10 protein-coding genes are annotated in these 13,240 nt (G+C 46.5%); 6 read left to right on the top strand and 4 right to left on the bottom strand.

From position 1 onward, the window contains the following. Nucleotides 1-100: 100 nt before the first annotated feature. The 4 genes from RT717_RS02430 to RT717_RS02415 all read left to right on the top strand — a co-directional run bounded on the left by RT717_RS02430 (nt 101) and on the right by RT717_RS02415 (nt 4,829). Nucleotides 101-1,474, top strand: coding sequence for a hypothetical protein (locus tag RT717_RS02430; protein ID WP_317490155.1), 1,374 nt, complete (start codon nt 101-103; stop codon nt 1,472-1,474). Between the two features lie 182 nt (nt 1,475-1,656). Continuing rightward, nucleotides 1,657-3,180: a hypothetical protein gene (locus RT717_RS02425; RefSeq protein WP_317490154.1), complete on the top strand. Its 1,524-nt coding sequence runs from the start codon at nt 1,657-1,659 to the stop codon at nt 3,178-3,180. A gap of 151 nt (nt 3,181-3,331) precedes the next feature. Then, nucleotides 3,332-4,279, top strand: a complete 948-nt coding sequence (locus tag RT717_RS02420; protein WP_317490153.1) for a putative phage abortive infection protein — start codon at nt 3,332-3,334, stop codon at nt 4,277-4,279. A gap of 184 nt (nt 4,280-4,463) precedes the next feature. Beyond that, nucleotides 4,464-4,829: a hypothetical protein gene (locus RT717_RS02415; protein WP_317492402.1), complete on the top strand. Its 366-nt coding sequence runs from the start codon at nt 4,464-4,466 to the stop codon at nt 4,827-4,829. Between the two features lie 735 nt (nt 4,830-5,564). Here the strand turns inward: RT717_RS02415 and RT717_RS02410 are convergent. Next, entirely contained in the window at nt 5,565-6,344 is a 780-nt protein-coding gene (locus RT717_RS02410; RefSeq protein ID WP_317490152.1) for a phytanoyl-CoA dioxygenase family protein, read from the bottom strand. Nucleotides 6,345-6,982: 638 nt separating this feature from the next. Here RT717_RS02410 and RT717_RS02405 point away from each other — a divergent pair. Continuing rightward, the gene (locus RT717_RS02405) at nt 6,983-8,500 is read left to right on the top strand and encodes a TolB family protein (RefSeq protein WP_317490151.1); all 1,518 of its coding nucleotides are present in this window, start codon (nt 6,983-6,985) and stop codon (nt 8,498-8,500) included. Between the two features lie 27 nt (nt 8,501-8,527). Continuing rightward, nucleotides 8,528-9,613 (top strand): amidohydrolase family protein, encoded by a 1,086-nt coding sequence (locus RT717_RS02400; protein ID WP_317490150.1) that lies wholly within the window; start codon nt 8,528-8,530, stop codon nt 9,611-9,613. Nucleotides 9,614-10,217: 604 nt separating this feature from the next. Here RT717_RS02400 and RT717_RS02395 read toward each other — a convergent pair. The 3 genes from RT717_RS02395 to RT717_RS02385 are packed head-to-tail and all read right to left on the bottom strand — an operon-like array spanning nt 10,218 to nt 13,124. Next, nucleotides 10,218-11,663 (bottom strand): NAD(P)(+) transhydrogenase (Re/Si-specific) subunit beta, encoded by a 1,446-nt coding sequence (locus RT717_RS02395; RefSeq protein WP_317490149.1) that lies wholly within the window; start codon nt 11,661-11,663, stop codon nt 10,218-10,220. A gap of 7 nt (nt 11,664-11,670) precedes the next feature. After that, nucleotides 11,671-11,985 (bottom strand): NAD(P) transhydrogenase subunit alpha, encoded by a 315-nt coding sequence (locus RT717_RS02390; RefSeq protein WP_317490148.1) that lies wholly within the window; start codon nt 11,983-11,985, stop codon nt 11,671-11,673. Beyond that, nucleotides 11,985-13,124: a Re/Si-specific NAD(P)(+) transhydrogenase subunit alpha gene (locus tag RT717_RS02385; protein ID WP_317490147.1), complete on the bottom strand. Its 1,140-nt coding sequence runs from the start codon at nt 13,122-13,124 to the stop codon at nt 11,985-11,987. The genes RT717_RS02390 and RT717_RS02385 overlap by 1 nt, the downstream gene beginning before the upstream one ends. Nucleotides 13,125-13,240 lie beyond the last annotated feature (116 nt).

The following is a 13,240-nucleotide window of genomic DNA, read 5'->3' as shown; positions in this document are numbered from 1 at the left end:
GTGTTAACTGCAACAAATATCATTTATGAAAGTCGCTCATATACGCTCCATTTTTCTAGGCTTGCTATTAGTCACATGCTCAGCCCGGGCCCAAAACGTCTTGCAGCTTCACCCCCAAAACCCTCACTACTTCCAATACCAGGGCAAGCCACTGATCATTATCGGCTCCGGGGAACACTACGGGGCAGTGATGAACCTCGACTTTGATTACAAAACTTATCTCAATACCCTGGGAAAGGAAGGCCTCAACCACACCCGCTTGTTTACGGGAGCTTACCTGGAGAAGCAGGGCGACTTTGGCATCAAAAAGAACACCATGGCACCGGCGGAGGGCAGGGCCATCCTGCCATGGAAGCGGAGCAACCAGCCCGGCTATGCGCTGGGCGGCAATAAGTTTGACCTCGACCAGTGGGATCCGGCCTACTTTGCCCGACTGAAAGACTTCATGACGCTGGCCAGCACCAACAAAGTGATGGTGGAAGTATGCCTTTTTTCGGCTCACTATGGCGGGGGATGGAACTATGCTGCCTTCAACCCCAGCAACAATATCAACAGTACGCCCGAGCTGGAGGCGAAAGACGTGAATACCCTGAATAACAAAGGGCTACTGGCCCGCCAGGAAGCTTATGTGCGAAAACTGGTGAGGGAGCTGAACGGTTTCGGTAACTTCTACTTTGAAATACAAAACGAGCCGTGGGCGGATAATACGGAGATTGTTTTCACCAGAAACGATTACGGCGAAAGCCCGTGGATGGACAAAATACAAGTGGTGTCGCAAGCATCGAATCAGTGGCAGAAATTAGTAGCCAGCTGGATCAAAGACGAAGAAAGCAAGCTGACCAACAAGCACCTGATCTCACAAAATATCTCCAACTTCTACTACCCTATTACTGAGCCCGACCCGCAGATCGACATTTTCAACTTCCACTATGCCTACCCAAGGGCGGCCAGCGAAAACTATTACCTCAACAAGGTGCTGGGCTTCAACGAGACCGGCTTTGCCGGAGGCGAAGACGACACTTATCGCCGGCAGGTATGGCAGTTTGTGATGGCGGGAGGTGCGCTGTTCAGCCACCTCGACTATTCCTTTTCGGTAGGCCAGGAAAACGGACAAGACACTACCTATGAATCGCCGGGGGGAGGCAGCCCTGACTTGAGAAAGGAATTTGGTATTCTGAAAAGCTTCATGGAAACCCACGACCTGGTGAACCTGCAGCCCGATGCCTCGGTGGTGAAGGCAGCGCCCGGCGCCACTACCCTGGCCATGAGCAATAGCAACGGCATGTGGGTGGTGTATTGGGAATCGCTGGCTGTGAAAAGCTACGACATCACGCTCACCCTGCCCGCTGGGAGCTACTCAACGGAGTGGATGGATGTAACGACGGGGAACATCATATCGAAGGGTGCAGTGAAAGACAGCAAAGTGGCCGTGCCGGGGCAGGCTGATATGGTGCTGGTGGTGAGGAGGAAGTAGTGAAAACCGCACCCTCATATTATGGGTATAGTATACGTATATTATGCGTTTACAAACGGATAATGCAGCTTTACGGGGTTTATTGAGCTATTTTTGTAAATAAACCAAAAAATATACATAATGGGTGTAACAAGCACTAGTGCGTGTTACACAAATGTTACCAGCAATTGTCTACATGACGCATGACAATCTCCAAAGGTTTTTTACAGAAACGTACGGTATTCAGCACTGGCCTACTTACAAGTGGGACGATTCTTTGGATTACTTTTTCCTATATACTTTATGCTTTTTTCTACTTAAGCCGTGAGATTTTAAGGTTTCTAACTGCTGATTTTGGAGATCAAGTATTGCTGGTGCTGGATAAAAATGAGGCCTTCATTTACAACATCTTTTGTTCATCTCTAGCCGTTGCAATTAGTTATGGACTGGCACTAAGGTTTGTACTTCAAAACTCAGTGGCTGGGCAGTCAGCAAAAACACGGTTACTGATACGAAGGACACTAAATGACCAAGGCTTTTTTACCTGGGCATTCTTATCTTGGTTTAGTAGACTGATAAGCATACTGGGGATTTGTTACATCACCTTTCCAATTCAATATGACATTTACTTCCTTGATGAGTTTCCTTTACTCCTAATTCTTCTTCCAATAGTCGTCTTCTTTAGCACATGGCCGAAACTAAGTCGCATCACCAAAGGGTATGCTGCGAAATGGGCAACTGTTTCCTTTGGTCTTTTTGCAACAATGAGCCTTGGCTTTACATTCAAGAGTTTTCTAGCCAGCGAAAAAATTGATACAATACTTCTTAAAAAATCAATCGAATTCACATACGGCTTAACAGTTCCTAGAAGTCAAATACATCAAATGCTACCACGAAGGTCTCTAACTACAAATGTCTACGTTGCCAGGGATACGATTGATCCATTTCAACCGATAATCTTCGTCAAAGATGTCTACATTCAGACTGGACTCGATAGTGTTGACTTTAAACTAAACCTAGAACGAGACAAGCTGTCATGGCTTGAGAGTTCTCAAATGGCGATCAATCTGCACATAGACGAAAATATCCCAATGACTTTCGTTGAGGAACTTAAGTACCATTTCCGGCGAGATAGCCTGAGCATAATTCAGTATTCTACTGGCCATAAGCACTCAAAATATCCGACAAACTATCCCCTATGGAAATATTCAGGTATTCAGCAATATCTCTATCCAAGATTTTACCCAAAACTTGTGGAGTTTCTAGACTCTGCTGAGCATCTTGATTTTACAAAACACAGGATTCGACTGCCACAATCGATGATGTATAGGGTAAATGCATTAGAAGAATACGATCGTATTGAGGTATATATTGGCAAGCAGGAGGTAATGGTAAATGGAACGGTAGTCTCAGACGACAGGCTAGCCGAGATTGTTTATAAATTCACAAAAAAGTACTCTCCCGACAATGTCATTATATTTAACAAGGACAATCAAATCACATTTGGGAGGTATATCAAATACCTTGATTTGGTTTACAGCCAAATAGAAAAGCTAAAAAACGAAATGTCATTGGAACTCTACCAAAAGCCGTTTGATAACTGGTATTGGTTACCTGAATTTAATGTCATAAACTCCAAATATCCACGGAATGTCTTAGAATGGACTCGGGAGGAGGAGCGACTCCTAGGCTTGATGAAAAAAGCTGGTAACACAACGGTAAAATGAATGTGGGCTTCACCGGTTAACATAGGGAAGTTGGCTTGGATTGTCCGCCACAAAAGTTAATTTTATCATCGGCGTGGTTAAGATGTAGTGGAAGCGGAGCTGCATAAAACTCCCACACTCATCTTACCGAGGCGTTAGCAATAATCCCTTCATGAAAAAGTTCCTAAGTGAAAAAGCAAGTGTAGTTCTCATTTTTCTTGGGGTGGTTCTAATTGCTCTTGGACTACTTCTATTCCTTTGGAACGACCTTCAACTCTCATATTCTGCACCAATTAACAATGATAAGTTTGGGCAGTTTGGAGACTTCATTGGCGGAATAGTCGGGTCTATATGGGCACTTGCCGGTGTAATCCTATTTTATGTAGCCCTTACAGAGCAAAGGAAAGACCTTAAAATAAATCAACAAGTCTTACAGCAGCAGATTAAAGAATTTGAACTTCAGAGAAAGGAACTCGAAGAAACGAGACAAGTATTTAACCTTCAAAAATTTGATAACACCTTTTTCAATCTGCTAAAGGTTCAAAATGATATTTTTAACTCTATGTCCGTTGATTCAAGAAAAATCAGAACATCAGGATCAGATCGAAAAGAAGAACACAAAACACATAGTGGAAATAGATTCTTTGCATACGCATTATTTGCCACTGATAATTGGTATGAACAGCTACCAAAATACAGAAACAGTACGGACAAAGACTTGAAGCCGAAGTACCTCGAATACCTCAACACAAAGCATAAAGGTATCAATAAAAACTTGCTCCAATTGCTAGATAACTTTTCAATAGACAATAGCCAAACATCTCTATACAAACTCGCATTTTATAGATTTTACGTTGGCCATATTTCGGATTTTAGCAAATACGTATCTCACCTAAGTCAAATTTTAGAATACCTTGATAACACCTCTAGTAATAATCCAGAGCTGGATTATTCTAATTACCCTAAATTTATCAAGGCACAACTTTCAAATGATGAAAAGCTGATAATTTGGTTAGTGAACGAAATCGAAGGAAATGATCAATCTCTATTCCTGAAACATGAAATTTTCAAGGGGATGAGACCCAGAATCGACTTAGAAGAGCTGAAGGAATATTGCTAACAAACTATAACGTCATGGAGTCTCACATGCAAGGAAATTGCGGTGGGGATTGCAGTGCCCTCCAATTTGTGTATTTTTATTTATCAGCGTGGCTATTTGCGGAGGGCAGTGGTATCACTTACTAATCCCCACGCTCCTTAGTGAACGTTAGCAATTATACTGCATGCGGACTTGGTCTTGATTGATGAAACTTTTTGACTACGTATTTTATCGTTGGTTCAAACTCTATGCAAAGTCAGACAACGACCCGCATTTGTCAGCTTCACTGATAGTTACAGCCTATCAAGTCCTGACCATCATAAATATTGTAACCTTCGGATGTGTGGCGGGCGGACTTGAGGTGCCAGGTAACCAATATGCTTATCTGCTGATCATCGTATTTTTCGTTTTAAACTACCTTAGGTATGAGCGAAATTTTGACGTTCGTATTCTTGAGGCCTACTGGTGCAACGAACCAGCACATCGACGGAAAATTAGAGGTTGGATTCTGTACAGCTATTTGGCCGTGATGTTTTTGGCTCCATGGACGTATGGACTTGCGACTTACTAGGCGTCTTAAAAAATTGCTAACACAAGGCTATAGCGAATGGGGCCTTATGCGGTAAACTGACGGCGGCTGGCTTGGATTGTCCGCCACAAAAGTTATTTTTATCATCGGCGTGGCTAAGTGCAAGTGGGCAGCGAAGTGCATAAAACAACCCCACTCGCCATAGCCAGGCGTCAAGAACAAAACACCACCAAACACTTTTTCTACCAGGTTACTCTCAGCCTCATAGCCAAGACCTACTCACCGCTTGTCGGTTGCCTCTCCTAAAAATTCCTATGTGACATACGAAATTTCGTATGTGATAGCCGAAAATTCCTATGTTATACCCGAAATTCTGTATGTGACAACTGAAAATCGGTAACCAACAACCAATTTTTTCGATATAGAAACCAAAATTTGGTAACCAACATGCAAATTTTCATAAGTGACAACCGAAAATCCGTATGTAGTAACCGAAAATTCCTATGTGACATACGAAATTTCGTGTGTGATAGCCGAATTTTCCTGTCTGACATCCGAAATTCCGGATGTCAGCTACCAAAAGCTTGAAGTGATACAGAAAAATAGGTAACTGAAACCGGGTGAGTTTGAACCAGCTCCAAAATCAAGGAACCTCTTCCGAAAAATCACAACAAAGTTGCCATTGATCACGAACCGGAAAGCCAGATGAGTGAAAAAGATAGATACTGTGTGCAATGCTAAAAGAAAGAGGCTGCAAAAAACAGCCTCCTTCTGTGGTTAATCCAATCCTAAACGAATAGCCCTTTCAACGGGAGAATATCCAACATCTGACTCGGAAATAGACAACTCACCTTTTAACAACAAGGGCGGTTGTGCCATAAACTTAGGAGTACTTCCTCTGTGAGGTTGCGCCGAATGAACAACAAAAGGGTGACACAGGTAAACCGTCCCTGCCTTACCAGTAGCGTAAACCACCTCCCTTTCAGGCAATCCGTCTAACTTGCCAGCAAGCTCCATAAATGAAAGCCCGGAATCGCCCTCTTTTGACAAGAGCCGGGCAACGTCGATGTGCGACCCCTCATAAATGACGGTAGGTGCATCATTTTCGCTGACATCGGAATACAAAATCAACATCAATAAGGTCCGGCCCTTCGATTTGGCATTGACACGCCATTCAAGAAAATTGTCAGGGTCACTGCCCGGGAAACTTGCATCTACGTGTTTGCCTGTATCAGTCGGTTGCTGATCAGATGGAAACCTTACAGGAAACGTTCCGACACTTCGGCAAGGAATCCATTTGCCAGCGCCAATCAATTGATCAAAAATTGAATACATCATCGGCGTGTTGATTGAATCAATAAAGGGCTGCTGGGTATACATCCCCAAACGAATAACGGGCTCCGTCCAGGTGGAAGGAGCTGATTTGTCGCAGGGAAGATCGTTCCATAGGAGATCTAAAGCGGCTTCTGCAATTTCTTTAGAAAATGCGTTGTCAATTCGGACAAACCCGCTGAGAATGAATTGCTCTATTTGCTTTTCAGTTAGTATTTCTGACATGATTTTTCTATTAAAAACCACCCCACAGAGAGCAGCAAGTGACCGCCAACCCATGGGTTTGGTTTGAGATAAATAATAAAATTAATGATAGTTAGATGGGTGCGCTATGTAAAGAATATAGCGCATTGCTTAAGAACTAAGCCTGAAGAGGGTGTTATAGCATTACAGTCATTCTCATGTGGTGAAATTAGAAATTACTGATAAAATGACAAAACAATAAAGGATGTTGCGGTGCTGGAAAGGAATGAAACGGCAACTGCAAAACAGGGTCTCCATCCCGGCGCATGTTCTTAAAGTCAAAGCTTGGAAACTGATCCTTCTCAGTTCGGGCCTTAGCTGCGTAAGAGGCTTTCCAGTTCCCACTCACATCTTAGCGTATGCTGTTTGATAGTTTCATTAACATTAATCTCTGCCATCCAGCGATGGAATGCCTTGCCCTTCATCCGATCAACTATTTTCGCTATATTTAACTATTCAGCGGCCTCGCAAGGCACAGTTTAAGTTTATGGTGAAACTACCCGTGAGGCATTCACAATGGCATCCACGGGAAGTTGCTTTTTATACTCACTTGTAAATTCCGTCGGCAGTTCAGCCGGTGGATCATCTATCTTTTTACCTCAGTGATTAACAACACCTTTATGAAAATCAAAACACCACTATTGAACCTTTGCAGCACTTTCATCTTTGTACTACTTCTTCACTCCTCCATGGCGCAACCTGGCACACTGGGAGTGTTCACCAACAACGCAGACGTGGGCGCTACGAAAACAGTCGGAAAAACGACTTACGATTCAAACAAGCAGTCATATACCATTTCGGGCTCAGGGGAAAACATATGGAGCCAGAAAGATGAGTTTCAGTATGCCTACCGCAAAATGACAGGAGACTTTATCCTCCGGGCAAACGTAGCATTTGTTGGTGAGGGCGTTGACCCACACCGTAAGATTGGCTGGATGGTAAGGCATAGCCTCGAAGTGAACTCCCCTTGTGTGTCGGCAGCTGTGCATGGCGATGGGCTTGTGTCGCTGCAGTTCCGTGAAAACCCACAGTCGGACATGGATCAGAAGGCGTTCGCCATGACCCACGCCGATGTCATTCAATTGGAACGAAGAGGGGACACCTTCATCATGTCGGCAGCTAAAATGGGAGAGCGGTTTTTTGAGGAGCAGGTATCGGGCATCGAGCTGGGCAACGAGGTGTATATCGGCCTGTCGGTTTGTGCTCACAACCCCGATGTGGTTGAAACGGCCACCTTCAAAAATGTGCGGGTGATTGTTCCGCCAAAGCCGGATTATGTGCCCTACAGAGATTATATCGGCAGTCATATTGAGCTGATGGACGTCGCCACGGGTGATCGAAAAATTGTTTTCAGCGCAGATAACTCCTGGCAGGCACCCAACTGGATGGTAGACGATAATGTCTTTACGGTTAACTCCGATGGATTGCTCTATGATTTTGATTTGAGAACCGGAAAGCCAACAAAACTGGAAACTGGCGCTGCCGTGAGAAACAACAACGACCATGTGCTATCTTTTGATGGAAAGCAAATGGGCATCAGCAGTACCCCACCGGAAGACGGGCATTCCATTATTTTCACCATGCCCAGAAAGGGCGGCAATCCGAAACGGCTCACCCCAAATGGCCCCTCCTACCTTCACGGCTGGTCGCCAAATGCCAAAGAGCTGGTATACACTGCCGTGCGAGACAATGCATGGAATATTTTCAAAATACCTGCTTCAGGGGGCCAGGAGGTGCAGCTTACCAAAACTCCCGGCCTTGATGACGGGCCGGAATATACCCCGGATGGGAAATACATATACTTCAACTCCAATCGGACAGGCATAGGCCAGATTTGGCGCATGAAGCCCGACGGAAGCAATCCGGAGCAGGTGACTTTCGACGAGCTGAACGACTGGTTTCCACACATTTCTCCCGACGGCAAATGGATCGTTTTCATTTCCTTCCCGAGAACGGTGGACTCAGGACAGCACCCGTTTTATAAGCACTGCTATATCCGGCTAATGCCGATTACCGGGGGTGAGCCAAAAATTATTGGCTATATTTATGGAGGCCAGGGCTCTATGAATGTACCGAACTGGTCACCCGACGGGAAACGCATCGCCTTCGTAAGCAACAGCGCTTTCTTGAACTACTAGCCAATAATTAATTTGTGTCCAATGTATATGAAAAATGTAGTTTCTTATCTCTTCCTCCTCTTCATCCTTGGAGCCTGTAGCTCCACAAAAGAAAAGACTGGCACGAGCCAGGCAGAGGCAATCGAACAGCAAACGATACGAAAAATAGATGTGCATGCGCACTACCGCTACGCCCGCCCCTACCTTTCCTCCTTTTTTCAGGATTGGATCATGCAGGCGGTGCTGGTGGATGTGGCTAAAGAGGATTCTACCGGCATCAACCGTAGCTGGAAGCAGTATGTGGATATGGATATTGAAAACCCCGGGGTATTTTACCTGTGTAGTTCACTGGTGGGTGTGGGTATTGATGACCCGGACTTTGCCACCAAAAACATTGAACGGCTGAAAAACGAGATTGCCACCGGTGCCAAAATGGTGAAGGTGTGGAAGAACTTCGGTATGGTGACCAAAGACGGCAGCGGGCAGTTCATCCAGATTGACGATGCCCGTCTTCAGCCTGTTTGGGATTTTCTAAAGGAAAACGGCATCCCCGTCATGGCCCATATAGGTGAGCCGGTGCAGGCATGGCGGCCGTTGGACAACCCAATGAATCCGCACTACGAGTACTACAAAAACAATCCGCAATACCATGCGTTCGCCCATCCTGAAATCCCAAGCTATGAAACCATCATTGCTGCCCGTGACCGGTGGATTGCAGCAAATCCGGATTTGCCCATTTTGTGCGCCCACATGGGCAGCATGTCGCACAACGTGGATATGGTGGCTGAGCGCCTGGACAAATATCCAAACATGATGGTTGAGCCTGCTGCCCGGTTTGGCGACCTGGCCAGCCAGAACAGCGACAAGGTGAAGGCCTTCTTTGTGAAGTACCAGGACAGGATCATGTTCGGCACCGACTTCGGGAATTACGATCCGGCAGTGGACTGGACAGCCGAACAGCTCGACGCTGAGCAGAAAGACCTCGATGCCACTTACAACGACCTGTGGCGGTACCTAAGCACCACCGATTCGCTGGTCATCAGGAAGCAGCATACCAGGGGCCTGGGCCTACCCAGGGAGGTATTGGAAAAGGTTTACTTTCAAAATGCTAGTAATTTCCTGGGGCTTGAATAAATAGCACTGCAGCAGTTTCTCTTTTGGAGCCAATGCCGCCTCACATTTTCCTCACATTCTAAAAAAGTGGTCTTTCTGTACCAATTTAAAAGACTGTTATCCAATTTGGGTCTTCAGGGGCTAATTTTGAGAATGCTTCTAAGGAAATACCTTTTGTGTATCGCAGCAGCGAAAACAGGAAGAAATTTAGAATCTAAGTTGTTTTGGCCACAAAGGCCATAAGAAAAGACTGATAAACAGCACTTGCATAGAAATCAACTAGTCAACATTAACTCAAAATCCGAAACTCAAAACTTTAGTGTCTTCGTGCCTTTGTGGCAATTCTCAAAAACCTAAAGGAATGTTAAAGGCACAGGGTAAAGCTGCTAACAGCAATTGAACAAAACCTTACTACTCAGCCTCCAATTGTGTTTCTCAGGCACAGTTTCTCTGAAGTCAAACAAAATTTTCGAAGTAGATCAACACCAGGTTGAGTTATGCAACATCCCTCAAAAAAACCCAGGGTATCACAACGCTGAAAAAAAGGAATAGTACCCGGTCAGGTTCTCTTTTGGAGCCAGGGCCCCCTGTGATGGCCTTGCTTAAAAGCCGCCGACGAGCTTTCCTAATGCAAACTCTTTACCTCGCTGGCAAGCTTCTGCAAAGTGTCTTTGGCATTGCCGAACAGCAACCTGGTTTTGGGATCAAAAAAGAGTTCGTTTTCGATGCCAGCATAGCCCTTGCCCCTGCCTCGTTTCATTACGATGATGTTCTTAGCAAGATGCGCATTGATGATCGGCATGCCTGCAATGGGGCTGCCCGGGTTATTGATGGCCGCCGGATTCACGACGTCGTTGGCACCTATGACCACTACCACGTCGGTGTTGGCTATTTCGGTGTTGATGTCATCCATCTCCACCAGTTGGCTGTAAGGCACGTCGGCCTCAGCAAGCAGCACATTCATATGCCCGGGCATGCGGCCGGCCACTGGGTGGATGGCATAACGCACATTGGCTCCCTTCTCAGCCAGCAACATGTCGAGTTCATGACAAACGTGCTGTGCCTGCGCCACTGCCAGGCCGTAGCCAGGCACTATCACCACACTTTTAGAATAAGAAAGCAAAATGGCCGCATCGCTCATGCTGATTTCCTTCATGTCGCCTTCGGGTCCGGCACCGGCACTTGCTCCTGCCCCGCCAAACGCCCCCAGAATTACGTTGAGCAGCGACCGGTTCATGGCATTGCACATGAGCACGGTGAGGATGGTGCCTGCGGCGCCCACCAAAATACCTCCCAGGATCATTGCCTGGTTGCCGTAAATAAACCCAGCCATGGTAGCTGCTATGCCTGTGAGGCTGTTGAGCAGGGAGATAACAACTGGCATGTCGGCACCGCCGATAGGCATTACGAAAGTGACCCCGTACACCAATGAAATGCCGAGCAGTAGGTACAGCGCCCAACTCAGCTCGTCCGCTGTTTGGCCTGACGCCATCATGTAAGCCGACAGCCCGACCACTACAAGCAGTAGAAGCAAATTCAGGTATTTCATCCAGCCGGAGACGGTGTCGCCAACTTTTCCATCGAGTTTACCGTAGGCCAGCATGCTACCACTGAAGGCAACACTTCCCACTATCAGTCCTAACAGTGTGGCCAGCGCCGAGCCCACATTGCCCATGTCGGTATTCGGAAACTCCAGCATCGCCACCAGGGCCGAGGCTGCACCGCCCGTGGCATTGTAAAATGAAACCATCTGGGGCATTGCCGTCATCTGAATGCGCAATGCCATCACCCAGCCCAATACGGTGCCAACTCCAAGCGCCGCCAGAATGATCCACACATTGGCCAGTGGAATAGCCTCTCCCTGGCTGTTTTTGTGCAGCAGCAGGGTGGTGACCATAGCCAGAAACATACCGGCAGCAGCATAAAAATTTCCCTTTCTGGCCGTTTCCGGATGGCTCAGCAGCCTTAAGCCCACCACAAAGAGAAGAGCGGCCAGCAAATAGCTTAGTTCGAGCAAAGCCCCGCCCAGGGTGAAATCGACACCATTTAAACTCCCAATTACCTGATCCATAGATGGTTTATTTCTTTTTCTTTTTGAACATCTCCAGCATGCGGTCCGTCACCACGAAGCCGCCGACCACATTGAGTGTGGCAAAAATGATAGCGAGAATCCCCAAAATCAGCTCCAGCGATGCTTTTGATGCATCGGCGTGGCCAACGAGGATAATCCCGCCAATAATGATGACACCGCTTATGGCATTAGCTCCAGACATAAGCGGGGTATGCAACACGGATGGCACGTTGGAAATCACTTCAATTCCCAAAAAAACCGACAAGGCGATGATGAAAATGGCCTCTCTATAGGTGAAAAAGAAAACAAATACCTGCTCCATTAAATATCAATTAGCTCTCCAAAAAGTGATTTTACCCGGCTATTCAAAACTTCCCCTTGGTGGGTGATGCACGTGCCGGCCACGATGTCATCTTCGAAATTAAGATTGAGCGACCCGTCGTCGGCAATCAGCAGTTCGAGAAAATTAAAAACGTTTTTTCCGTACATCTTGCTGGCATCCACCGGCATCAGCGAAGGGTAATTTGATTGCCCGATGATTTTCACACCATGATGCACAACGGTCTCATTGTCCTGCGTCAGCTCACAATTGCCACCACTTGAAGCCGCCAAATCGACAATCACAGATCCGGGCTTCATTCGCTCCACTGCCTCTTTGGGCAGAAGAACTGGCGCTTTTCTGCCTGGAATCTGTGCTGTGCATATCACCACGTCAGCTTTCGCAGCATGGTCGTTGATGGCCTGCTGCTGCTTTTGTTTGAATTCTTCCGTTTGTTCTACAGCATATCCACCTGCCGCAGCGTCTTCTTTGGCCCCTTCCACTTCCACAAACCGTGCTCCCAGGCTCATCACCTCCTCTTTCACTGCCGAGCGCACATCGAAAGCCTGCACCTGAGCGCCAAGCTTTCGGGCAATCGCTATGGCTTGAAGGCCTGCTACTCCCGCTCCCAGCACCAATACCGTGGCCGGGCGGATGGTGCCTGCTGCAGTCATGAACATAGGGAAAAAGTTGGGCAGCTGACTGGCACCTTCCAGCACGGCTTTGTAACCTGAAACAGTAGCCATCGATGAAAGTACGTCCATTGCCTGCGCCCTCGACGTCCGGGGTATAGAGTCCATACTGAAGCTGGTAATTCCCTTTTGGAGAAACTGCGTCACAAGGTTTTTATTCCAGAGGGGGTTGTACTGGCTCAGCCATATCTTATCGCTCCCCAACTGCTCAACCAGCTCCGGCGATGGCTCACCGATTTGCACAAGCAAATCAGATTTAGTCAACACTTCTTCTCGTGAAACTATCTCCGCTCCTGCTTCCTCGTATAATTGATTGGATTGAAATGCCGTTAACCCTGCATCTTTTTCTACAAAAACCCGAACTTTCTGCTGAACCAATCTGGCTGCGATTTCCGGTAAAAAAGCGATTCTCTGTTCATTTCCGCTTTCTTTTAGAAGGCCTACAATCATTGTTTTGCGTTATTAGCTATAGGGTGTACTATTATTCTCAAGGCAAATGAACCGCATGGCTCAAAAAGCCTTGCAATCGTATCACTCACCGACTTTCAAGTCACTTTCGCATCATT

The organism is Imperialibacter roseus (assembly GCF_032999765.1).
Classification (GTDB): domain Bacteria; phylum Bacteroidota; class Bacteroidia; order Cytophagales; family Cyclobacteriaceae; genus Imperialibacter; species Imperialibacter roseus.
The sequence above is the reverse complement of the archived record's forward strand: the minus strand, read 5'-3'. Positions and strand labels throughout refer to the sequence as shown.

Excerpts from the sequence above, each read along its gene's own strand:
- RT717_RS02410 (WP_317490152.1), bottom strand. The coding sequence starts at position 6,344 with ATGTCAGAAATACTAACTGAAAAGCAAATAGAGCAATTCATTCTCAGC.
- RT717_RS02395 (WP_317490149.1), bottom strand. The coding sequence starts at position 11,663 with ATGGATCAGGTAATTGGGAGTTTAAATGGTGTCGATTTCACCCTGGGC.
- RT717_RS02405 (WP_317490151.1), top strand. The coding sequence starts at position 6,983 with ATGAAAATCAAAACACCACTATTGAACCTTTGCAGCACTTTCATCTTT.
- RT717_RS02415 (WP_317492402.1), top strand. The coding sequence starts at position 4,464 with ATGAAACTTTTTGACTACGTATTTTATCGTTGGTTCAAACTCTATGCA.
- RT717_RS02400 (WP_317490150.1), top strand. The coding sequence starts at position 8,528 with ATGAAAAATGTAGTTTCTTATCTCTTCCTCCTCTTCATCCTTGGAGCC.
- RT717_RS02390 (WP_317490148.1), bottom strand. The coding sequence starts at position 11,985 with ATGGAGCAGGTATTTGTTTTCTTTTTCACCTATAGAGAGGCCATTTTC.
- RT717_RS02385 (WP_317490147.1), bottom strand. The coding sequence starts at position 13,124 with ATGATTGTAGGCCTTCTAAAAGAAAGCGGAAATGAACAGAGAATCGCT.
- RT717_RS02420 (WP_317490153.1), top strand. The coding sequence starts at position 3,332 with ATGAAAAAGTTCCTAAGTGAAAAAGCAAGTGTAGTTCTCATTTTTCTT.
- RT717_RS02425 (WP_317490154.1), top strand. The coding sequence starts at position 1,657 with ATGACAATCTCCAAAGGTTTTTTACAGAAACGTACGGTATTCAGCACT.